The sequence below is a fragment of the Cupriavidus necator N-1 genome, from assembly GCF_000219215.1.
In the GTDB taxonomy this organism is placed as follows: domain Bacteria; phylum Pseudomonadota; class Gammaproteobacteria; order Burkholderiales; family Burkholderiaceae; genus Cupriavidus; species Cupriavidus necator.
Window position 1 is genome coordinate 573,537 of the sequence record NC_015723.1, and the last position, 19,266, is coordinate 592,802.

Sequence of the window (19,266 nt, forward strand, 5' to 3'; positions counted from 1 at the left end):
CAGCCACGCATGCCAAGGGCGACAAGCGACCGCATGGCGCACAACCCAAGCCCACCTCAATCCGCCAACTCACTCCACCCTTGCTCACCCCCCAACCCGGGCAATAGTCGCACCACATATTCATGCAACCGCGACAATTCAAACGCAATCCCATCCGGAAACCCCTGCCGCCCACCCCGCTTATCGATCAGCAACTCAACCAGGAAAGCATGCAGAGCCGCCGGATTGGCAGCAAGCGCAGCCAACTGGTTGCCGATGCGTGCATATCGGCGGCATAGCTCCACGGGGCGCGCCTCGGCCGGCAGCGACGCCAGCCACCGCATGGCGACATCTGAAAGCAAGGTATCTTCCGGCGACGGCGCTCGCCGCACGCCGCTCCAGTCAGGCTCGGCTTGCAATGGCGGCGCACCGTCCAGTACCTTCTTTGCTTCCTCAACGGTGACGAATTCAAAAGAGAGGGGTTCCATGCCGGCTCCGGAATCAGACCAACGCGCACCGCTGCGCATTAACTCGCATTCTAGCGATTACGGCGCCTCGCAGGCTATCTTGACAGCCATGCCAGCCTCAGCCTTCGTGCGCCTTCTTCGCTAGCGCCTGTCAGCGCGCGGGGCATCCGGTCTCCCATGCGGGGACGAGCGCGCCGTCGCGCGCGAAGCGGAACTGGCCGTCGAGGTAGCCCAGGCCGAACAGCGTCAGCACCTGCGTGTAGTAGCCGGGCTGGCCGGTCTGCGTATCCACGCGTTCGGGCGGGAAGCCCTTGGCCGCCACGTAGTCCGCCAGCGGCGTGAAGGCGCGCAGCAGAGCGGCGCGCTGGGGCGCGTCGCTGGCCAGCATGCCGGCCCACAGGTAGACGCGGATCGCGTTGTAGGCGCTTTCGGCTTGCGTTTGCGCATCGGGCAGGAAGCCCCGCCCGGTCTCGTATTCCACCCAGTCCGGCGAGAAGCCGCGCGGTGCGGTGTCCAGCATCAGCCTGGCCGAACTGGCCACCAGTTGCTGCCAGGCCGGTTCATCGGGCAGCAACGTGGCCAGCCGGCGCATGACCTGCATCGGCACGTAGCTTGGGTTGAGGCGCCAGCGGCGCTCGCTCAGCTTGAATCCCTGCGTTCCGGGCAACACGGTGCGGCCCAGGCCTGGCAGCACCGCCGTTTCCTCGCGCAGGATGCGCCGGGCCATCAGCGTGCCGAGCGCGGTGAAGCGCCGCTCCTGCCAGAGCCGGCCGGCCTCCAGCAGGGTGTAGGCGAGCCACAGGTCGGCGTCCGAGGCCGGGTTGGCATCGATCACGCCCCAGCTGTCCGCGGCCTTGCCGGCAGACCTGGCCTGCTCCGGCGGCAGCCGTCCCCAGATCCAGGCCGGCAGGTGCGCGATCAGGTCCCCCTGAGCGAGGTTGTTCTCGGTCCACGCAAGCAGCTTGTCGAAGCTGGCGCGGTCATTGGCGGCGAGGGCAAATAACAGGCCGTAGGCCTGGCCTTCAGACACCGTGGCCTGGTTCTCGGTACTGGCGTCGATCACGCGGCCGTCGGCGCTCAGCAGGGTTTGCCTGAAGGCATCCCAGTCCGCCCACTTGCAGACCGGGGCGCTGGCAGCCGGGGCGGCCAGCGAGGCACAGGCCAGCGCACCGGCGAGCAGCCATCGGGTCAGGCCCGTCAGCGTGCGCCGCATGTCAGCGCCCGTTGCGCCGTGCCGCCAGCCACGAGGCGGAAGGCAGTGCGCCGTGACGGCGACCAGGAGCGGAGCGGGGCGGATCATATGCAGGATGCGGGTTCTTAGCATGCGTCCGGTTACAGGTGCCGCGCCGGCGAGGGCGTGGTGGCTGCGCTGCGCACGGATTTACCGGGAATTTCGAGCCATGTCCCGGCTCCGCCCGGCAGATACCCTGATCGCCACCTGCACTGCAACTCGGAGCAATGTTCAAGCCTGTGCGGGGCAGTGTAGACCTAGAAAGCACCGCGCGAGCCACATTTCCACCGGGTCTAAAAAAAGATTCAGGGGTGATATAGAAAAGCAGAAACGCCGCCCCTGGCAAGGGGGCGGCGTTTGCGGTTGGCAAACCGGCCGCTTCAGGCTACCTGTTGGCGGCGCAGCGGCAACCGCCTCACCCGCAGGTTCCGTCGGCCACGCACACGCCGCGCGCCACCATCTCGCCCATGAAGTCCATGGAAGCCTGGTCGGCAATCGCGTCGCGCAGCGCATCCAGCGCGGCATCATGGGGATCGCTGGCATTGCCGGCCTCGAGCGGCGTGTCATGCCAGCGCCGAGGTACGGCAGCGGGGTCGATATCGACCCCGGCTCCTGTTGCCAGCGCCGCCAGCACGGAGGACTCCGCTTCGGCCATGGCGTCGGCAGACAGGTCCCTGGCGCGCCCCTGTCCGAAACTGTCGAATGCCTGGCCCGGCGGCCCGCCCAGCAGCTTCCACAACGCCAGTTCGGTCAGCGGCGAGCAGTTCACGGTGCGCCCGCCCAGCACCAGGCCATGCAGCCGCAGGGGGTTCGGCTCGCCCTGCGCGAGTCCGCCCTCGCAGCGCACCATCAGCGCCCCGCCCGGCACCCGGGCCAGGCGGAATGCGCCCTTTGCATCGGTGCTTGCGTTGCGTACTTGTCCTTGCGCATCACGCAACTGCACGGTAGCGCCTGCCAGCGCGGCCCCGACCGCAGCCGTGCCGCTCACTTCCGGCACATGGTCATCCCCGCATGCTGCGACAGCCGCGACCCCGCATGCGAGCACGAGGTGGCGCCAGGATCGAAGGTCCTTGCCCATGGTTGCTCCGCCTAAGGTGCCAGGGTGGCCAGCTCGCGGCGCGAGCGGTTGAACAGGCCGCGCGCCAGCGGCGTCGGGCGGAAGTCAACGTCAAGCGGCGAGATCGTGATGAACTTGGCCAGGAAGGCCGGCGTCTCGGCAATCCGCGCCAGCGCTGCCAGTTCGGTCTCCGGCGCGCCCACGTCGATCGATACCGTGTTGTCGGCATTGCGCTTGTAGGCGGTGGTAAAGGAATCCACCGTGCCAGGCGTGGTCAGGCGCACGCCGGCAGGGGTTCCGCCGGCGACGATCGGGTAGTTGATGCTCAGCGGGTGGGCCACCGGCAGCAATGGCTGGCCGGCAGTGCGCGTGGCTTCCAGGCTGGCAATTACGCGGGCCAGGAAGGCCCCGGCCTTGGGGAACGCAGCCACGGTGCTGCCGAAGCCGGTGCGTGCTTCGGCAAAGTCCACGCCGACGCTCAGCGCAATGCCGGGCACACCGCGGCGCGCGGCGAACAGCACGTTCATCACCGTGCCCGAGTGCGGGATGGAGTCCGACAGGTTCTCGCCGAAATTGGCCCCGGAGACGACCAGGTCCGGCACGAAGCTGCTTTCCGGTCCGACGATCTTCAGGCCCATGGCGGTGGCGTCCACCGGCGAGCCGCTGCCCAGGTAGTCCGGGTTGGTGGCATTGAGCGCGCTGCCCGCGACAAAGGTGGTCTTGACCCGGTGCACGCAGAACGTGTCGGCGCTGCCGGCGAGCGGATCGACCACCAGCCGGGTGCGCCCGTCGGGCACGGCATAGGCAGCGCCCGAGCCGCTCTGGTTGCTGGCCGGGCCTACCGTGATGACGCGGTGGCCGGCGTCCTGCAGGGCCTTGCGGACCGCGCTGATGCCAGGCGCGGCGCAGCCGTCGTCATTGGTCAGCAGCACATTGAGTGCCTGGGCGGGGCTGGCCGCGGCAGCCAGTGCGGCGGCCGCGATACCGAGGGAAGCGAGCCGCAGGCAGGCGCGAAGTCGAAGCATGGGAACCTGTCTCCTTATTCTTATGCGTGGTGCAAGCAGTGCCCGGCCGCGCAGCGGCGCCGCCAGGCTTGATGGAAGCCGGGGCGGCACCGTCACGGCACCAGCAGGCCCCGTTTGCGCGCCAGCGTGATCGCCGTATCCTCGATCATGTCCTCCTGCCCGCCCACCAGCCGCTGCCGGCCGAGCTCGACCAGGATCTCGCGCGCGGGAATGCGGTACTTGGCCTCGGCGCGCTTGGCGAACAGCAGGAAGGACGAATACACGCCGGCATAGCCCAGCGTGAGCGCGTCGCGGTCGATGCGGATGGGGTGGTCCATGATCGGCACCACCAGGTCCTCGGCCACGTCGGCGATGCGGTATACGTCGACGCCGGTCTCGATGCCCGTGCGCTCGCACACGGCCACCAGCACTTCCATCGGCGTATTGCCGGCACCGGCGCCCAGTCCCGCGGCGGCGGCGTCGATGCGGCTGGCGCCGCAGGCAATCGCGGCGAGCGAATTGGCCACGCCCATGGCAAGGTTGTGGTGGCCGTGGAAGCCCAGCTCGGTCTCGGGGCGCAGCGCCTGCCGCACGGCGCCCAGCTTCTCGGTTACATCGTGCGGCAGCATGTGCCCGGCCGAGTCGGTGATATACAGGCAGTTGGCACCATAGCTTTCCATCAGCAGCGCCTGCTGCACCAATGTCTGCACCGGTGCCATGTGCGCCATCATCAGAAAGCCCACGGTATCCATGCCCAGCTTGCGCGCCATGCCGATATGCTGCTCCGAGACATCGGCTTCGGTGCAGTGGGTGGCGACGCGGATGGTATGCACGCCGATCTCATGCGCCATGCGCAGGTGGTCGACGGTGCCGATGCCGGGCAGGAGCAGCGCGGAGACGCGCGCCTGCTTCAGTTCGCCCAGCACCGCGCGCAGGTATTCCTCATCGCTGTGCGCGGGGAAGCCGTAGTTGACCGAGGCGCCGCCCAGGCCATCGCCGTGGGTGACCTCGATCAGCGGCACGCCGGCGGCGTCCAGCCCGCGGGCGATGCCTTTCATCTGTTCCAGCGAGATCTGGTGGCGCTTCGGGTGCATGCCGTCGCGCAGGGTCATGTCGTGCAGGGTGATGCGTTGGACCATGGCTGGCTCCTCAGGCGTTGGCGGCTTCTTGCGCGCTGCCGGCGCGCATGGCGGCGGCGATGCACTCGGCGGTGCGGGCGGCCGAGGCGGTCATGATGTCCAGGTTGCCGGCATACTTGGGCAGATAGTCGCCCAGGCCCTCGACCTCCAGGAAGATCGAGACGCGCTTGCCGTCGAACACCGGGCCGTTCTTCAGCGTGTAGCCGGGCACGTACTTGCGCACTTCGGCAATCATGTCGTGCACCGAGGCGGTAATCGCGGCAACGTCGGGCGCATCGTCGGTCAGGCAGTGGATGGTGTCGCGCATGATCAGCGGCGGCTCGGCCGGGTTGATCACGATGATGGCCTTGCCCTGGCGCGCGCCGCCGACGGCTTCGATCGCGCCCGCCGTGGTGCGCGTGAACTCGTCGATATTGCGGCGCGTGCCGGGCCCGACCGAGCGCGACGACACCGTTGCCACGATCTCGCCATAGGCCACCGGCTGCACGCGCGATACCGCGTACACCATGGGGATGGTGGCCTGCCCGCCGCACGTGACCATATTGACGTTCATCTCGTTGCTGCCGATATGGGCGTCCAGGTTGACCGGCGGCACGCAGAACGGCCCGATCGCCGCCGGCGTCAGATCGATCACGCGCACGCCGCGCGCGGTCAGCTTGGCCGAGTGCTCGGCATGGACGTAGGCGGAGGTGGCATCGAAGGCGATGCGGATATCGTCGGCCTCCAGGTGCGGCAGCAGGCCGTCGATGCCGTCGCTGGTGGTCTTCAGCCCCAGCTCGCGCGCGCGCGCCAGGCCTTCGGAGGACGGCTCCACGCCGACCATCCAGACCGGTTCCAGGATGTCGCTGCGGCGCAGCTTGTAGAGCAGGTCGGTGCCGATATTGCCGGGCCCGATCAGGGCACATCGGATCTTGTTCATGGGGTCTCGCTTGGCAGAGTCAGGAAGTCAGGAAAGTCAGGAAAGTCAGGAAGTCAGCAGAACATGGCGCTGCAGCCGCCGATGCCGGTGATATGCATGGACAGCCGGTCGCCCGCCTGCACCGGAATCAGCGCCGCCAGCGAACCCGACAGGATGGTCTCGCCGGCCAGCAGGGGAATGCCGAAGCTGCCCAAGGTGTTGGCCAGCCACGCCACCGCGTCGGCGGGATGCCCCAGCGCGGCGCTGCCAAGCCCGGTGGCCACGCACTCGCCGTTCTTCTCGAGGGTCATCGCGCATGCGCCCAGGTCCAGCGCGTGCGGGCAGACGCGTTCCTCGCCGAGCACATAGACGCCGCAAGAGGCGTTGTCGGCGACGGTGTCCTCGATGCGGATGCGCCAGTCCCGGATGCGCGAATCCACGATCTCGAAGCAGGCTGCCACCGCTTCGGTGGCGTCGAGCACATCGTCGCGCGTCACGCCCGGGCCGCGCAGGTCGCGCCGCAGGAAGAAGGCAATCTCGCCCTCGGCGCGCGGCTGGATCAGGGTATCGGTGGGGATGGGCTGCCCGGCTGCGTACTGCATGCTCTGCAGCAGGATGCCGAAGTCCGGCTGGTGCACGTCCAGCATCTGCTGGACGGCCTCGCTGGTCACGCCGATCTTCTTGCCGGTGATGCAGTCGCCGGCCGCCAGCCGGTGGGCGATAAAGCCTTGCTGGATGCGATAGGCAGCGTGGACGTCGAGCCCCAGTCCGCGGCCGCTGAGTGGCGGCACCGGCGAGCGCGTGACCAGCGCATGGTGGAGTTCATTGCTGAGCGTGGTGATCAGGTCGGCGTTCATGGCAGGGGAGGTCGGGCCGCGCTGCCGCGGCGGCAGCGCGCCGCGGCAGTTCGGGTCAGGACAAAGGTCAGAACGAATACTTGGCGTTGAAGGCTACGTAGTCGCGGTCAGCCAGCGGACGGTTGGCGATGTTGGCCCCGCCGATGAACGCGGCGTAGGTCAGGTTGAGCTCCAGGTTGTTCAGGTACTTGAAGGTCAGCCCGACGCTGGCGCGCTTGTCGCCATAGCCCATCAGCGTGCCGAAGGCGCCGGCCACCGCAGACTGGCCGCTGAACTGCTGAGCGTAGGTGAGTGGCACTGACATGTCCCAGCCATCGAACACATTGTTGTAGGTCAGCGACCAGCCCACCTGGAACGCCGCCGAGTTGCGGGTGTTCGACAGCTTGCCGAAGCCCATCACCGGGTCCACGCCCAGCACGTGCAGGTAGGCGACTTCGCCCAGCAGCGTCTGCGAGTCGGCCAGGAAGGTCGGGCCCACCGAGTAGATGGCAGAGAGCTGGCCCTGCAGTGCCCGGCCGCGTGTCGCGGTGGGCGAGCCGGCCACGTCTACCAGCATCGGCACGCCGTCCTTGTAGCTGACTTCACCGGCAACGTTGGCGCCCAGCACCTGCGTGGAGAAGCTGGCGCCGGTCAGGTTGATGCCGCCGTAGAACTTCTGCTGGTACTGCAGCGTGGGGAAGAGCGAGGTGACCACGCTCGGGTTCTTGTCGTGATAGCGCAGCTGGTAGAGCCCGATCTCGGTGCTTTCAAATACGCGGAAGCGCGCGCCCACGCCCCATTGCCCCCAGTCGGAGGGGCGGATATCCGGGCCGCGCGGGATATTGAAGCCGGGTCCGATAATGAACTCCGCGCCCGGGCCGACCACGTCGGAGGTGCTGAAATAGCTGCCCGGCGCGAAGATCTGGTTCGGCTTGTAGGTGAACTGGTAATAGCCCATCACGCTGAATGCCGGCGTGACCTGCAGCTGCAGCGAAGCCTGTGGCACCGGCAGCAGGATGTCCTTGACCTCGGCCCCCGGCACGAAGGCCTTGGTCGCATCGGCAGGCCCTTGCGCGCCGGCGATATTGGCGAAGAACAGGCTCTCGCCCCAGGCGACCACCTGGTTGCCCAGCTTGAAGCTCAGCTGCGTGTCGCCGATCGGCGTCGCGCCATAGACATAGGCATCGAGCAGTTGCGCGCGGTGCTCGTGATAGTCCTGCGCGGAACCGGTGAACTGGTTGAACGGGCCGCTGTGGTTGACCGTGAACGGCGCATTGTTCGAGTTGGTGCCGCTATAGGCCCAGTCCTGGAACACGCTGCCGCGCACCAGTGCCCCGAAGGCATCGTGCTTGACATGCGCTTCGCCCAGCAGCGAGACGCGGTTGGCGATCATGTCGCCGCGCTTGAAGTTGCGGTTGCCGTCGTCGCCGTTGATATTGGCCGGGCTCAGCAGCGTGTTGCTCTGGTGGCCGGTGCGCACCGCCGCCCCGTAGGAGGCGGTGACGCTGTAGTCGAGCGTGGTGTCATGGCCAAGATCGATGGTTTCGCCCGCCCTGGCCGGCGTTGCAAGCAGCGCGGCCAGTGCCGCCGCGGCAGCGATTGGCCGCAGCCGGTTGCGGCGTTTCAGTGGGCCGGATGGTGGATGGTGCATGGTGGTCTCCCCGTGGTGTCGGTGTTGGTTCATTGCCTGGCACTTCGAATGGCGCTCGCCTGGTCGCAAGCGTAGAGAGGGGCGGCCATGCACAAATCGGCAGAACGGACTAGGCGGTTTCCCTACGGGCGGTAGCCGCTCAGCTGCGATTGAGCGAAGCCGCGTTGAGGAAGGCCGGGCGCTCGCCGCCACCGTCGATCACAAGGTTGGCGCCCGACACGTACGACGCCTGAGGCGATGCCAGGAACAGGCACGCGCCGGCGATGTCGTCCGGGTGCGCGAGCCGGCCCAGCGGCACCGTCGCGGCCATGGTGCGCAACGCCTCGGGGTCGCCGTAGTGCTGCTGCTGCGAGGTGTCGGTCAGCACCATGCCCGGGCTGACCGCGGCAACGCGCACCTTGGGCGCCCATTCCACCGCGAGCGTGCGCACCGCATTGAGGATGCCGGCCTTGGCGGCGCCGTAGGCCGCCGTGCCGGGCGAAGGACGCAGCGCGCTGACGCTGCCCACGAACAGCTGCGTGCCGCCGCCGGCCTGTTGCTGCATGCGTGCATTGGCGCGCTGCGCGAGCTGCAGCGGCGCCACCAGGTTGAGCCGGATCACCGATTCCAGCAGCCGTGGCGAGGCCTCCGCGACCAGCGCGAACGGCGAGCCGCCGGCGTTGTGGATGACCACGTCGAGCGTGGGGCTGGCCTGCGCGATCTGCGCCAGCATGGCATCGGCCTGTTCGATGTCGCGGATGTCCGCCGGGATGAAGCGGGCGCTGCGGCCATCCGCGGCCGGCAGTTCGCTGTCGTCAGCGGGCGCGGTGCGGCCGCATACGAAGACCTGCGCGCCGGCGCGCAGGAAGGCCTCGCCGATGGCGCGGCCGATGCCGCGCATGCCGCCCGTGACCAGCACAGTCTGGCCGGTGTAGTTGAATCCTGTCATGGGTCCCCCTTGATGCATGGAGCACCCATCGTAGGAGAAGTGGCAGTCCGGCTCGTAGTCCGAATGAACGATGCCCGCGCTGGCGGCGCTGCGCAATATGCTGGGCAAACCACGGGAGACGCCCTCATGTCCGCTACGTCACAGCACACGCCTTTGTCCCCACACCCGAACCTGCCGGTCGGGCGCTTCACCACCACGTCAACGGGCCTGCGCCTGCACTGCCTGGACTCCGGCAGCGGCGAGCCGCTGGTCTTTATCCACGGCAGCGGGCCGGGCGCGAGCGGGCACAGCAACTTCCGCCACAACGCGCCGGCCTTCGCCGAGGCGGGCTTTCGCACCGTGGTGGTGGACCTGCCCGGGTATGGCCTGTCGTCCAAGCCAGACGATGTCGAGTACACCCTGGACTTCTTCGTCGCCGCGCTGCGTGAGCAGTTGCTGGCACTGGAGCTGCCGCGCTGCGTGCTGGTGGGCAATTCGCTTGGCGGGGCCATCGCGCTGCAGTACGCGCTGGACTTCCCGGAGCATGTCAGCCGCCTGGTGATGATGGCGCCCGGCGGCGTGGAAGAGCGGGAGACCTATTTCCAGATGGAGGGAATCCAGCGCATGGTGTCGCTGTTTACCGGCGGCCACATGAACCCGGACACCATGCGGCAGCTGCTGCAACTGCTGGTGCATGACGCCAGCCTGGTCACCGACGCGCTGGTCGACGAGCGCATGGCGGTGTGCAGCGAGCAGCCGCGCGAGGTGCTGGCCACCATGAAGGTGCCCAACCTGACCGCGCGGCTGGGCGAGATCCGGTGCCCGGTGCTTGGCTTCTGGGGCACGGAGGATCATTTCAATCCTGCCTCGGGCGCCACCAAATTCCTGGCCGGCTGCGCCGACGCGCGCTTCGTCATGATCAACCGCTGCGGCCACTGGGTGATGGTTGAGCACGCCGCCTATTTCAACCGTGAATGTCTCGGCTTCCTGGCGGATACCGCCCAGGGCGGCGCGGCATAATTGGCTCGCACGCCCACACAACAAGACCCAGGAGACATCATGGAATACCCGTATAGCCTGTTCGACCTGCGTGGCGAGGTTGCAGCCATCACCGGTGCCGCGCGCGGCATCGGCGCGGAAACCGCCCGCGTGCTGGCAGCTGCCGGCGCGAAGGTCGCGGTGCTTGACGTACTAGAAGCCGACGGCAAGGCGACCGCGGAAGCCATCTGCGCCGAGGGCGGCGAGGCCGCGTTCTGGAAGCTCGACGTCACCAGCGAAAGCGACGTGGCGCGCGTGTTCGCGGAGATCGCGGCGTGCTTTGGCGGCCTTGGCATCCTTGTGAACAACGCCGGCATCGAAGGGCCCAATGCGCCGACCCATGAGCTGGCGCTGGAGCAATGGCAGCAGGTCATGGCAGTGAACGTGACCGGCACCTTCCTGTGCACCAAGCACGCCATCGGGCACATGGAGCGCACCGGCGGCGGCGCCATTGTCAACGTGTCGTCGATGTACGGCATCGCCGGTGGGCCGGACGTGCCGCCTTATCACGCGTCCAAGGCCGCGGTGCGGATGATGGCCAAGACCGATGCCATGCTCTACGCCGGCAAAGGAATTCGCGCCAACTCCATCCATCCCGGCTATATCCGCACGCCGATGCTCGAACACGTGGCCCAGGCCTCGGGGCAGAGCGAGGCGCTGTTTGACTACCTGGGCGGGCAGACTCCCGCGGGCAAGGTGGGCCAGCCGCGCGACATCGCCGCGGGCATCCTGTACCTCGTGTCCGACGCCGGGCGCTATGTCACCGGCGCCGAGCTGGTGATCGACGGCGGCTACACCGCACGCTAGAACCACAAGGAGAACTCCATGCCCGATAGCGCCGCGATGAAAGCCACGCTGCTCGCCTATGTCGATCGCTTCAATGCCGGTGACGCGCAGGGCGTTGCCGCGCTCTACGCCGACGATGCCACCGTCGAAGACCCGGTCGGCGCGCAGCCGATCGCCGGTAAGCCGGCCATCCTGGCCTTCTACCAGCACACCACCGCGCTGGGCGCGCGCCTGGAGGTGGTGGTGCCGCCGCGCGGCTCGCACGGCGACTCCGCCGCGCTGACCTTTGCCGTGCGCGCCCGCCTGGAAGGGCGGCCGGCCCGCATCGACGTGACCGACATCATGACGTTCGGCGCGGATGGCCGCATCCGCAGCATGCGCGCCCACTGGGGGCCGGACGACGTGCATTTCCTGTAGGCCGGCCGCGCCCATGGCCCGCCACACCCGCGAGGATGCCGCCGTCACGCGGGCGCGCATCCTGGCCAGCGCGCTGCAGCTGATCCGGCACCGCGGCCTGCATTGCGTCACCGTGGACGACGTGGCTCGCGCCATCGGCATGACGCGCGGGGCCGTCTATGGGCATTTCCATTCCCGCACCGAGTTGCTGGGCGCGCTGCTGTCGTGCGCCGAAGCCGACTTCACCGCCCGCCTCGCGCTGCTGGCGCAGGGCCGCGCCGGCAGCGGGCCAGGCACGCTGGAGCAAGCGCTGGCCGCCTTGCTCCATGGCGATGACCTGGCGCGCCACGTCAGCCTGCTGGCGGCGCTGCTGCAGCACAAGTGCGGCGACGACTGCGAGCTTTGCCCGCTGCGCGCCCGCGTGCTGACGGGCGTCGAGACGCTGCGCGCAACATTCGCTGGCCTGCTGCCGGCCCCCGGCCTGGCCAGCCTGCTGGTGGCGCACCTGTGGGGCCTGCTGAGCGCGCACGCCATGCACCTGGCCCCGTCCGGGCTGTCCGGCTGTGCCGCAGCGCTGGCCCGGCTGTATCAAGGACCTGATGTGCCGCCGCATCCGTCCCTGTCCGCTATCCCTTCCTGTCGACCCGACGCCACTTTCGATCCGGCGCTGCTGCGGGATACCCCCTAGTCTGCTCGGACGAAGAGTTTCGGGCCGGCGCTGACTACGATGCTTTCAAAAGTATGGGAACCCAGCAAGGGTGCGAAGGAGACAGCGATGAAGCGGCTCGGATTTCGTTGGGCGGCGGGCCTGGCCGGTGCCGGCGCCGCGATGGGCGCGGCCTGGGCGATTGCCGTGGGCGGCGACCTTGCCACCGCGCATGGCAGCCAGGGCGAGATGCCCGCTGTCAGCGTGGCCTCCGCCGACGCGGCGCAGGACCACTGCAACGACGCCTGCGTGCGCAGCCGCGGCACCGCGGCGTTGGTGGTGCTGAGCCAGAGACCTCCGCAATGACCGGTCGATCGGCCTGCAGATGCAGGCCGATCGACCAGCATCTGCCTGTCAGCGCCGGCCAGCCTGCCGTTGCGCATTCAGCGCTTCCGCGCGCGCCTTGACGTCCCGTGCCACCTGGTCGAAGCCCTGCTTCACCCAGGCACCGTGCTCGCGCATGATGGTCTCCGCGTTCAGCCCGAGGAACAGGTCAGTGGTGAAGTAGCGGGTGCGCCCGGGTCCGGCGGCTTCCAGGTACTGGTCGCGCCGGGCGGCATCCTTGTTCTCGTCGGTGGGGCGCTGCTCCCACGAGAGCAGGCGCTCCGGCTCCCACGCAACCAGGTACTCGTTGACCGGGATGACCTGGTCGGTGCCCGGGATACGCACCTGCATGTACACCATGTCGCCGAGACGACCGGTGGTCTCCAGCCCCGGGCAGAACGTATTCCATTCCGCGTAGCGCGCAAAGTCGGTCAGCACTTCCCACACCAGCGCTACCGGCGCGTCGATCTCCACCTGGATCGACGTCACGAGATTCTCCGCTTTGGCCATTGGCCCCTCCTTCATGAAAGTCATTGGGAAGGGACACACTAGAGCCGTGCATGTGGGCTTCGCATACCCCGAACGGACGAGTCCGGGTGGACGAAGGCGAAGTCGTCGAGGTCATGCAGATTGAGGCTTGCCCCGAGGGCGCGCTGTCCGGCGGCGGCGGCGCGCGGCGGGGTCTCAGTCTCCAACTGCTGTGAGCTTGGTGCCGGCCATCCGGGATGGCTGGCATTTTTTTTGGTTCAACGCCAAACTCCGGGGTGGCGGCGCGGACCTTGAGGAAGAGCCGTCTCTCGCAAACGTCGGGCCGCGCGCAGGCCTACATACTTCAGGAGAACTCATGTTTGACCACGTCAAATTCGGAGTCAGCGACTATGCAGCGAGCAAGGCGTTCTTCCTCAAGGCACTCGAACCGCTCGGCGTAGCTGTTGCCTCGGAGGGGCCGCCAACGTATGGTGTCGAGCTTTGCCCAAAGGGGAAGGCTTCATTGTGCTTGTTCCAGACCGAGGAGAAGCCGGCGCATCTACACCTGGCGTTCACGGCCGAGAATCGCCAGCAAGTCGAAGCTTTCCATCGCGCGGCCCTGGAGGCGGGTGCCAAAGACAATGGTGCGCCTGGTCTGCGCCCGCACTACCACGCCAACTACTACGCAGCGTTCGTCATTGGTCCGGACGGGCACAACATCGAAGTGGTTTGCCACCAACCCGAAGCCTGACCCTTCCATCGAGGGACGATTATTTCCCTTCCGGGTATCCCAGCTTCGGATACCAGTCCGCCCCCCGGCCTTCCGGCGTGGTGTCCAGCAGGGTCCACAGCGGATCCAGGTCCGGCGCGCCGCGCGGGTCCTGACCCGGGTCGGCCGAGAGGGCGTACATCTCGCTGCTCCAGAAATGGCGGATCTTGCCGTCCCGGCGCGTAAAGACCGAGTAGGCGGGGACGTCGGCATCCTCGGCGCTGACATAGTCGCGGGTGAAATCGCCATCCACGTCCGCATAGACCTTCAGCTTGGTCCAGCCTCGTGCCTTCTTGGCGGCGACAAGGCGATCGATGGGTGAGCGGGCGATCATCGCCAGCGCCACGCGCTGCTCGATGTCCGGAACCTTGTGATCCCACGACGCCATCACCGATGTGCACATGGGGCAAGGCTGTTCCCGCTGCGGTCCGAACATATAGCTGTAGATGACCAGGGTGTCCTTGTCGCCGAACAGTTCGGCCAGCGTGACCGGACCGCGTTCTCCCTGGAAGGTATAGCGCTTTGCGACCTCGCCGCCCGCGGGCAGGCCGCGGCGCTGTTCGGCCACGCGCTCGATGTGGCGCCGCAGCTCGATCTCCTCCGCAAGCAACGCATTGCGCGCCTTGCGGTACTCCGCGCTTTCATTGGGAAACCGGACGGGGTTTTGTTGCGCCAGCTCTGTTGAGGGAATGAGTTTTGCAGTGGTGTTCATTTCGGTCCCCCTGCCAGGATAGCTACCGCGAATGGCCAGGAAATGTGATGCCGTCGCGCTGCTACGACATTTCCGCGGCCCTCTCGTAGTTCGTGTCAGCCCGGGCCGAAATGTGCCGCGCCATGCAGGGCCGATGCTGCCTGTCCCTTTCCATTTGAGAAAGGACGGTGGAGAAAGCCGCGATTCCAGCCCGGCCTGCCTTCCCCTCATCATGTCTGTGGCGCAATAGCGCGGCAGATGCCTGCCGCCCTTCGACCGCAGCCCGTCCTTACGCGCCAGTGCGATGAGCCGTGCCTCACATCGGCACGCTGCGGCCGACCCGCAAACCTGGAAGCCATGCAATGAAGATCGTATTCCTGGACCGTTCCACCATCTCGCCGCAGACCACGCTGCGAGCGCTGCCGTTCCCGCATGAGCTTGAACTCTACGGGGAAACGGCTGACGAGGACGTCGCCGCGCGCATTGCCGCCGCGGACGTGGTCATCATCAACAAGGTGAAGCTGGATGCCCGGCAGCTTGAGCAGGCACCGAACCTGAAGCTCATCGCCATCGCGGCAACCGGCACCGATGTCGTCGACCTGCAAGCCTGTGCCGCCCGCGGCATCGTCGTCTCCAACATCCGCAACTATGCCGTCCATACGGTGCCGGAACATACCTTTGCCCTGATCTTCGCGCTGCGGCGAAGCCTGGCCGCCTACCACGATGCGGTCCGGCGCGGCCGCTGGCAGGAATCCGGATCCTTCTGCTTCTTTGACTACACGATCAAGGACTTGCACGGGTCGGTGCTTGGCATCATCGGCGACGGCGTGCTCGGCCAATCGGTGGCCAGGATGGCGAGTGCGCTGGGCATGCGACCGCTGTTTGCGGCCCACAAGGGACGCGAGGGCATGGGCCCGCTCTACACGCCTTTCGACGAGGTGCTGCGTCGTAGCGACATCATCACCTTGCATTGCCCGCTGGTGGCGCAGACACGCAACCTGATCGACGCCGCTGAGTTCTCGAAGATGGAACGGCGTCCGTTGCTGATCAACACCGCCCGAGGCGGGCTGGTCAATGAAGCGGCGCTGGTGGAAGCGCTGCAATCCGGAATGGTGGCCGGGGCCGGCTTTGACGTTGCGACGCAGGAGCCGCCCGGCGCGGAACACCCGTTCCATCAGTTGAAGGATGCGCCGAACTTCATCCTGACCCCGCACGTTGCATGGGCCAGCGACGAGGCCGTGCAAGGCCTGGCCGACCAGCTTATCGACAATATCTGTGCCTTCGCGCAAGGAGCGCCCAGGAACGTGGTGGGCGGATGAGGTGCCCCGCCAACGATGGATGGAGCCCAAAATGAAATCAGCAGGACTCAAGGTGCTGGTTGCGCCTGACTCGTTCAAAGGCAGCCTCTGCGCGACTGAGGTGGCGGATTGCATCCGCGCCGGCATCCGGCGCGCGGTGCCTGGTGCGGATGTCACCGTGGCACCGATTGCCGATGGCGGCGAAGGGACCGCCGAAGTCCTGGCGGCCTCGCTTGTGGGCGTGTGGCAGGAGGTGGTTGCCACCGATGCCAATGGCGTGCCAAAGCCGGTGCGGTACTTCCGCGGCCGGACGCAGGAGTTTGGCGAGCTCGCGATCGTCGAGGTGGCTGAGATTGTCGGCCTTCCGCACGCCCTGGTGGCGCCGGGGCAACGCACGACCAGGGGAATCGGTCATGTCATCCGCGGGATCGCTGAGCAGGGTGTCGATACCATCGTGATCACTGGGCGGATCTTCCACCAATGACGCAGGGGCCGGCCTGCTGGCGGAAACCGGTTTTTGCTTTACCGATGCGCAGGGCAACGCATTGTGGCCAACCCTGGATACGCTGGACGCGATCTGCGCCGCAACGTATCTGCAGCCTGCGCAGCTTGGCCGAGTCCGGCTGCTGGGCCTGTCCGACGTCAACAATCCGCTCTGCGGGCCAAACGGTGCGACCTTTGTCTTCGGCCCGCAGAAGGGCGTGCAAGACCTGGCCGCTGCGGATGCCCGGCTGGAGCGGTTTGCAAAGCGATGTGCGGCCGTCGTCGGGCAGGATGTTGCCGATGCGCAAGGCAGCGGCGCTGCCGGCGGCATCGGCTTTTCGTTGCGCCTGCTCGGCGCCGAGATCGTTCCCGGCGCGGACTTTGTGCTGGGAGCTGCCGGCCTCGATGCCGGACTCGGCGCCTTCGACTGGGTCATTACCGGCGAGGGACGGTCCGATGCGCAGACCATGATGGGAAAAGGTCCTGCCATGATCGCGCGCATGGCGCGCCAGGCGGGTGTGCCGGTGACGCTGCTCTCGGGGGCCGTCGAGCCCGATGCCGGGCTGGCCGACGCCTTCGACGGGTGCATCTCGATCCAGCAGGGGCCGGTATCGATCCGCTTTGCGATGGAGCATGCGGCGGCATTGCTTGAGGATGCTGCGTGCCAGCTTGCCCGCCTTTACCTCGCGGCCAGCCGCCAGGAAAACCGCCCGGGCGTATAGCAAAAAAGTCTCCCCACCTGGGGAGACCTTCCACGCATCGACGATACTTAGTCCGCGCGAATATTCGATGCCTTGACCACACGCGACCAGGATGCCAGTTCCTGATCGATGAACTTGCCCAGCTCCTGCGGCCCCATGTAGGCAGCGAAGGCGCCTTGTTCCTCGATCTTCTTCCTGTACGTGTCGCTGGCCACGATCTTCTTCACCTCCTGGGACAAGCGCTCGACGATGGCCGGCGGGGTATTCGCCGGCGCAAACAGTGCAAACCAGGACTCCACCTCATACCCTGGCAGGCCAGCCTCCGCGGTGGTCGGCACATTGGGCATGGAGGGATGGCGCTTCGGTCCGGCATAGGCAAGCGCCTTGATCTTGCCCGCTTGCACATGCCCGATCACGCTGGGCGGGGTCGTGATGAACATGTCGACCTGCCCGCTGATCAGGTCGGTGATCACGGGCCCGGCGCCCTTGTACGGTACGTGCGTCATCGGCACCCTGGTCTGCCGCGCCAGCATCTCGCCGGCGATATGCTGGATCGAACCATTGCCGGACGAGGCATAGAACAGGCCTTTGCCATTGCTTTTGCCGTAGGCGACCAGTTCGGCTATCGATGTCACGGGCAGCTTGCCGCTGACGGCGATGACGTGCGGCGCGCGCATGACCAGCGCCACCGGGACGAAGTTGGACGGCTTCCAGCGGATCTGCGGGAACAGCGCCGGATTGCCGACGTGGTAGCCGGAATACTGGAGCAGCAGCGTATAGCCGTCCGGCGCGGCCCGCGCCACGGCTTCGGTGCCGATATTGCCGCTGGCACCGGGCTTGTTGTCCACCACCACGGGTTGGCCAAGTGCGGCCTGCAGTTGTTCGCCAACCAGGCGGGCCACGATATCGGTGGATCCGGCCGGTGCGCTGGGCACCACCAGGGTGACCGGCTTGCTGGGGTAGGCGTTGGCGCTATGGGCCGGGGCGGCCGCAGCCAGGGCTGCCAGGGCGGCCGCGGCGATCGTCATGCGTTTCATGGGGGTCTCCTCCATCGATTTGTCGGGTTGGCCGATCTTCAGTCGACCAGTTCTGATATCTCGATCAGGTTCAGGTCCGGATCGCGCACGTAGACCGAGCGGATCTTCTGCGTGGCGCCGGTGCGCGCCACAGGTCCTTCGACAATGGGCCACTGGCATCGCTGAAGATGGGCGATGACGCCGTCGAGCGGGACCGAAGCGATAAAGCAGAGATCGAGTAGCCGGGAACGGGCAGGTGTGCCTTGGGCTCGAACTCGGCGCCGCGCTGGTGGAGATTGATCTTCTGGTTGCCGAAGCGGAAAGCCAGGCGACCGTTGCCGAAGGTTTCAGGCTGCATCTGCATGACTTCGGTATAGAAGTGCCGCGTGGCTTCGAGGTCAACACAGGTGAGCACCAGATGGTCAAGATGATCGATCAGGGACATGATGGTTTCCAGGCAGGTGTCAGGGTTGGAAAGCCCGCTGTTCGGGGATCGCGTCGGCGGCAGGCATCGGATGCAGGTCGAGGCGGCGGCCGGCCTTCAGCAGCTGGCTTGGGACGTCATGGCCGATCAGGCCTGGCAAGCGCGCGGCGGCATCGAGGATGGCCGCCAGGTCGACGCCGGTGTCATAGCCGTCCAGTTCAAGCATATGGACGAGTTCTTCGGTGCAGACATTGCCGGTCGCGCCCGGCGCATACGGGCAGCCACCGAGGCCGCCCAGCGAAGCGTCGAAGCGGTCGATGCCCTGGTCCAGCGCGGCGAGCGTGTTGGCCAGCGCCAGGCCCCGGGTATTGTGGAAATGCAGGGTCAGCGCCAGGCTGGGGAACTGCCGCCGCGCGGCTTCGCACAGCCTGGCGACCTGGGACGGAAACGCCATGCCGGTGGTGTCGCACAGCGTCACGCCGTGAGCCCCCAGGTCAGCGAAGCGCTGCATCCAGCCCAGCACGTTTTCCAGCGGCACGTCGCCTTCCATCGGGCAACCCATTGCGGTCGACAGCGAGATGTTGATCGCGGTCGGCGTCTCCCTCACCACGCGGATGACGTCGGCAAGCTGGGCAAACGATTGCTCGCGCGACATGCGCAGGTTGGTGCGGTTGTGGCTTTCGCTGACCGACATCACCAGGTTGACCTCGTCCACCTGGCAGGAAAGCGCGCGCTCGGCGCCGCGCACATTCGGCACCAGCACCGTGTAGACCACACCCTCGCGCCGCGCGATGCGATGCATCACCGCTTCTGCGTCGCGCAGCGCGGGAATCGCCCTAGGCGAGGTGAAGGAAGTCACCTCGATCCTGGCATAGCCGCATGCGCTCAGGGCGTCGATCAGGGCGACCTTGTCATCGGTCTCGACAAAGCGGGCCTCGTTCTGGAAGCCGTCTCGCGTGGCGACTTCATGTATGTAAACCTTTCTGGCAGTCATGCC

At 67.1% G+C, this 19,266-nt stretch carries 20 protein-coding genes and 2 pseudogenes; 8 read left to right on the top strand and 14 right to left on the bottom strand.

Annotated elements, in window-relative coordinates; all coding sequences use genetic code 11:
* Positions 1–56 precede the first annotated feature (56 nt).
* From CNE_RS20730 to CNE_RS20770, 9 genes are all read right to left on the bottom strand, one after another.
* Positions 57–467 (bottom strand): hypothetical protein, encoded by a 411-nt coding sequence (locus CNE_RS20730; RefSeq protein ID WP_013952234.1) that lies wholly within the window; start codon positions 465–467, stop codon positions 57–59.
* Positions 468–597: 130 nt separating this feature from the next.
* Positions 598–1,659 (bottom strand): cellulose synthase complex periplasmic endoglucanase BcsZ, encoded by a 1,062-nt coding sequence (gene bcsZ / locus CNE_RS20735; protein WP_041228552.1) that lies wholly within the window; start codon positions 1,657–1,659, stop codon positions 598–600.
* Positions 1,660–2,092: 433 nt separating this feature from the next.
* Positions 2,093–2,755, bottom strand: coding sequence for a hypothetical protein (locus tag CNE_RS20740; protein WP_013952236.1), 663 nt, complete (start codon positions 2,753–2,755; stop codon positions 2,093–2,095).
* An 11-nt stretch (positions 2,756–2,766) separates the two neighbouring features.
* Entirely contained in the window at positions 2,767–3,759 is a 993-nt protein-coding gene (gene surE, locus CNE_RS20745; protein WP_013952237.1) for a 5'/3'-nucleotidase SurE, read from the bottom strand.
* A gap of 92 nt (positions 3,760–3,851) precedes the next feature.
* Complete coding sequence (gene dmpG, locus CNE_RS20750; RefSeq protein ID WP_013952238.1) at positions 3,852–4,877, bottom strand: 4-hydroxy-2-oxovalerate aldolase; 1,026 nt, start codon at positions 4,875–4,877, stop codon at positions 3,852–3,854.
* Between the two features lie 10 nt (positions 4,878–4,887).
* Complete coding sequence (locus CNE_RS20755) at positions 4,888–5,796, bottom strand: acetaldehyde dehydrogenase (acetylating) (protein ID WP_013952239.1); 909 nt, start codon at positions 5,794–5,796, stop codon at positions 4,888–4,890.
* A 53-nt stretch (positions 5,797–5,849) separates the two neighbouring features.
* Positions 5,850–6,632, bottom strand: a complete 783-nt coding sequence (gene dmpE, locus CNE_RS20760; RefSeq protein WP_013952240.1) for a 2-oxopent-4-enoate hydratase — start codon at positions 6,630–6,632, stop codon at positions 5,850–5,852.
* Between the two features lie 67 nt (positions 6,633–6,699).
* Entirely contained in the window at positions 6,700–8,262 is a 1,563-nt protein-coding gene (locus CNE_RS20765; protein ID WP_013952241.1) for a DUF1302 domain-containing protein, read from the bottom strand.
* A gap of 139 nt (positions 8,263–8,401) precedes the next feature.
* Positions 8,402–9,190, bottom strand: coding sequence for an SDR family oxidoreductase (locus CNE_RS20770; protein ID WP_041228553.1), 789 nt, complete (start codon positions 9,188–9,190; stop codon positions 8,402–8,404).
* Between the two features lie 126 nt (positions 9,191–9,316).
* On the opposite strand from CNE_RS20770, the gene CNE_RS20775 reads away from it, so the two are divergent.
* From CNE_RS20775 to CNE_RS20795, 5 genes are all read left to right on the top strand, one after another.
* Positions 9,317–10,189, top strand: coding sequence for an alpha/beta fold hydrolase (locus CNE_RS20775; RefSeq protein ID WP_041228801.1), 873 nt, complete (start codon positions 9,317–9,319; stop codon positions 10,187–10,189).
* 39 nt (positions 10,190–10,228) lie between these two features.
* Positions 10,229–11,014 (top strand): SDR family NAD(P)-dependent oxidoreductase, encoded by a 786-nt coding sequence (locus CNE_RS20780; protein WP_013952244.1) that lies wholly within the window; start codon positions 10,229–10,231, stop codon positions 11,012–11,014.
* 18 nt (positions 11,015–11,032) lie between these two features.
* Entirely contained in the window at positions 11,033–11,410 is a 378-nt protein-coding gene (locus CNE_RS20785; protein WP_013952245.1) for a nuclear transport factor 2 family protein, read from the top strand.
* Between the two features lie 13 nt (positions 11,411–11,423).
* Positions 11,424–12,077 (top strand): TetR/AcrR family transcriptional regulator, encoded by a 654-nt coding sequence (locus CNE_RS20790; protein WP_013952246.1) that lies wholly within the window; start codon positions 11,424–11,426, stop codon positions 12,075–12,077.
* Between the two features lie 87 nt (positions 12,078–12,164).
* Positions 12,165–12,401 carry a hypothetical protein gene (locus CNE_RS20795; protein ID WP_013952247.1) on the top strand — a complete coding sequence of 79 codons (237 nt, stop codon included), beginning with the start codon at positions 12,165–12,167 and terminating at the stop codon, positions 12,399–12,401.
* A gap of 48 nt (positions 12,402–12,449) precedes the next feature.
* Here CNE_RS20795 and CNE_RS20800 read toward each other — a convergent pair whose 3' ends face one another.
* Positions 12,450–12,929 carry an SRPBCC domain-containing protein gene (locus tag CNE_RS20800; protein ID WP_013952248.1) on the bottom strand — a complete coding sequence of 160 codons (480 nt, stop codon included), beginning with the start codon at positions 12,927–12,929 and terminating at the stop codon, positions 12,450–12,452.
* A 334-nt stretch (positions 12,930–13,263) separates the two neighbouring features.
* Between CNE_RS20800 and CNE_RS20805 the strand changes: the two genes are divergently transcribed.
* Complete coding sequence (locus tag CNE_RS20805) at positions 13,264–13,638, top strand: VOC family protein (RefSeq protein WP_013952250.1); 375 nt, start codon at positions 13,264–13,266, stop codon at positions 13,636–13,638.
* A gap of 19 nt (positions 13,639–13,657) precedes the next feature.
* Here the strand turns inward: CNE_RS20805 and CNE_RS20810 are convergent, their stop codons facing one another.
* Entirely contained in the window at positions 13,658–14,368 is a 711-nt protein-coding gene (locus CNE_RS20810; protein ID WP_013952251.1) for a DUF899 domain-containing protein, read from the bottom strand.
* 341 nt (positions 14,369–14,709) lie between these two features.
* On the opposite strand from CNE_RS20810, the gene CNE_RS20815 reads away from it, so the two are divergent.
* Both CNE_RS20815 and CNE_RS20820 read left to right on the top strand, forming a co-directional pair.
* The gene (locus CNE_RS20815) at positions 14,710–15,666 is read left to right on the top strand and encodes a D-2-hydroxyacid dehydrogenase (RefSeq protein ID WP_013952252.1); all 957 of its coding nucleotides are present in this window, start codon (positions 14,710–14,712) and stop codon (positions 15,664–15,666) included.
* Positions 15,667–15,697: 31 nt separating this feature from the next.
* A pseudogene (locus CNE_RS20820) lies at positions 15,698–16,850 on the top strand (glycerate kinase).
* A 47-nt stretch (positions 16,851–16,897) separates the two neighbouring features.
* Here the strand turns inward: CNE_RS20820 and CNE_RS20825 are convergent.
* The 3 genes and pseudogenes from CNE_RS20825 to CNE_RS20835 all read right to left on the bottom strand — a co-directional run bounded on the left by CNE_RS20825 (position 16,898) and on the right by CNE_RS20835 (position 19,263).
* On the bottom strand, positions 16,898–17,866 hold the full coding sequence (locus tag CNE_RS20825) for a Bug family tripartite tricarboxylate transporter substrate binding protein (protein ID WP_013952255.1): 969 nt from the start codon (positions 17,864–17,866) through the stop codon (positions 16,898–16,900).
* Positions 17,867–17,904: 38 nt separating this feature from the next.
* A pseudogene (locus tag CNE_RS20830) lies at positions 17,905–18,290 on the bottom strand (VOC family protein).
* A gap of 19 nt (positions 18,291–18,309) precedes the next feature.
* Positions 18,310–19,263: a hydroxymethylglutaryl-CoA lyase gene (locus tag CNE_RS20835; protein WP_013952257.1), complete on the bottom strand. Its 954-nt coding sequence runs from the start codon at positions 19,261–19,263 to the stop codon at positions 18,310–18,312.
* Between the last annotated feature and the right edge of the window lie 3 nt (positions 19,264–19,266).

Bases quoted from the DNA above. Each gene is read 5' to 3' on its own strand.
- CNE_RS20770 (WP_041228553.1), bottom strand. From the start codon at position 9,190: ATGACAGGATTCAACTACACCGGCCAGACTGTGCTGGTCACGGGCGGC.
- CNE_RS20805 (WP_013952250.1), top strand. From the start codon at position 13,264: ATGTTTGACCACGTCAAATTCGGAGTCAGCGACTATGCAGCGAGCAAG.
- CNE_RS20765 (WP_013952241.1), bottom strand. From the start codon at position 8,262: ATGCACCATCCACCATCCGGCCCACTGAAACGCCGCAACCGGCTGCGG.
- CNE_RS20775 (WP_041228801.1), top strand. From the start codon at position 9,317: ATGTCCGCTACGTCACAGCACACGCCTTTGTCCCCACACCCGAACCTG.
- bcsZ (WP_041228552.1), bottom strand. From the start codon at position 1,659: ATGCGGCGCACGCTGACGGGCCTGACCCGATGGCTGCTCGCCGGTGCG.
- dmpE (WP_013952240.1), bottom strand. From the start codon at position 6,632: ATGAACGCCGACCTGATCACCACGCTCAGCAATGAACTCCACCATGCG.
- CNE_RS20795 (WP_013952247.1), top strand. From the start codon at position 12,165: ATGAAGCGGCTCGGATTTCGTTGGGCGGCGGGCCTGGCCGGTGCCGGC.
- CNE_RS20790 (WP_013952246.1), top strand. From the start codon at position 11,424: ATGGCCCGCCACACCCGCGAGGATGCCGCCGTCACGCGGGCGCGCATC.
- CNE_RS20740 (WP_013952236.1), bottom strand. From the start codon at position 2,755: ATGGGCAAGGACCTTCGATCCTGGCGCCACCTCGTGCTCGCATGCGGG.
- CNE_RS20800 (WP_013952248.1), bottom strand. From the start codon at position 12,929: ATGGCCAAAGCGGAGAATCTCGTGACGTCGATCCAGGTGGAGATCGAC.
- CNE_RS20785 (WP_013952245.1), top strand. From the start codon at position 11,033: ATGCCCGATAGCGCCGCGATGAAAGCCACGCTGCTCGCCTATGTCGAT.
- CNE_RS20730 (WP_013952234.1), bottom strand. From the start codon at position 467: ATGGAACCCCTCTCTTTTGAATTCGTCACCGTTGAGGAAGCAAAGAAG.
- CNE_RS20755 (WP_013952239.1), bottom strand. From the start codon at position 5,796: ATGAACAAGATCCGATGTGCCCTGATCGGGCCCGGCAATATCGGCACC.
- CNE_RS20810 (WP_013952251.1), bottom strand. From the start codon at position 14,368: ATGAACACCACTGCAAAACTCATTCCCTCAACAGAGCTGGCGCAACAA.
- surE (WP_013952237.1), bottom strand. From the start codon at position 3,759: ATGCTTCGACTTCGCGCCTGCCTGCGGCTCGCTTCCCTCGGTATCGCG.
- CNE_RS20780 (WP_013952244.1), top strand. From the start codon at position 10,229: ATGGAATACCCGTATAGCCTGTTCGACCTGCGTGGCGAGGTTGCAGCC.
- CNE_RS20835 (WP_013952257.1), bottom strand. From the start codon at position 19,263: ATGACTGCCAGAAAGGTTTACATACATGAAGTCGCCACGCGAGACGGC.
- CNE_RS20815 (WP_013952252.1), top strand. From the start codon at position 14,710: ATGAAGATCGTATTCCTGGACCGTTCCACCATCTCGCCGCAGACCACG.
- dmpG (WP_013952238.1), bottom strand. From the start codon at position 4,877: ATGGTCCAACGCATCACCCTGCACGACATGACCCTGCGCGACGGCATG.
- CNE_RS20825 (WP_013952255.1), bottom strand. From the start codon at position 17,866: ATGAAACGCATGACGATCGCCGCGGCCGCCCTGGCAGCCCTGGCTGCG.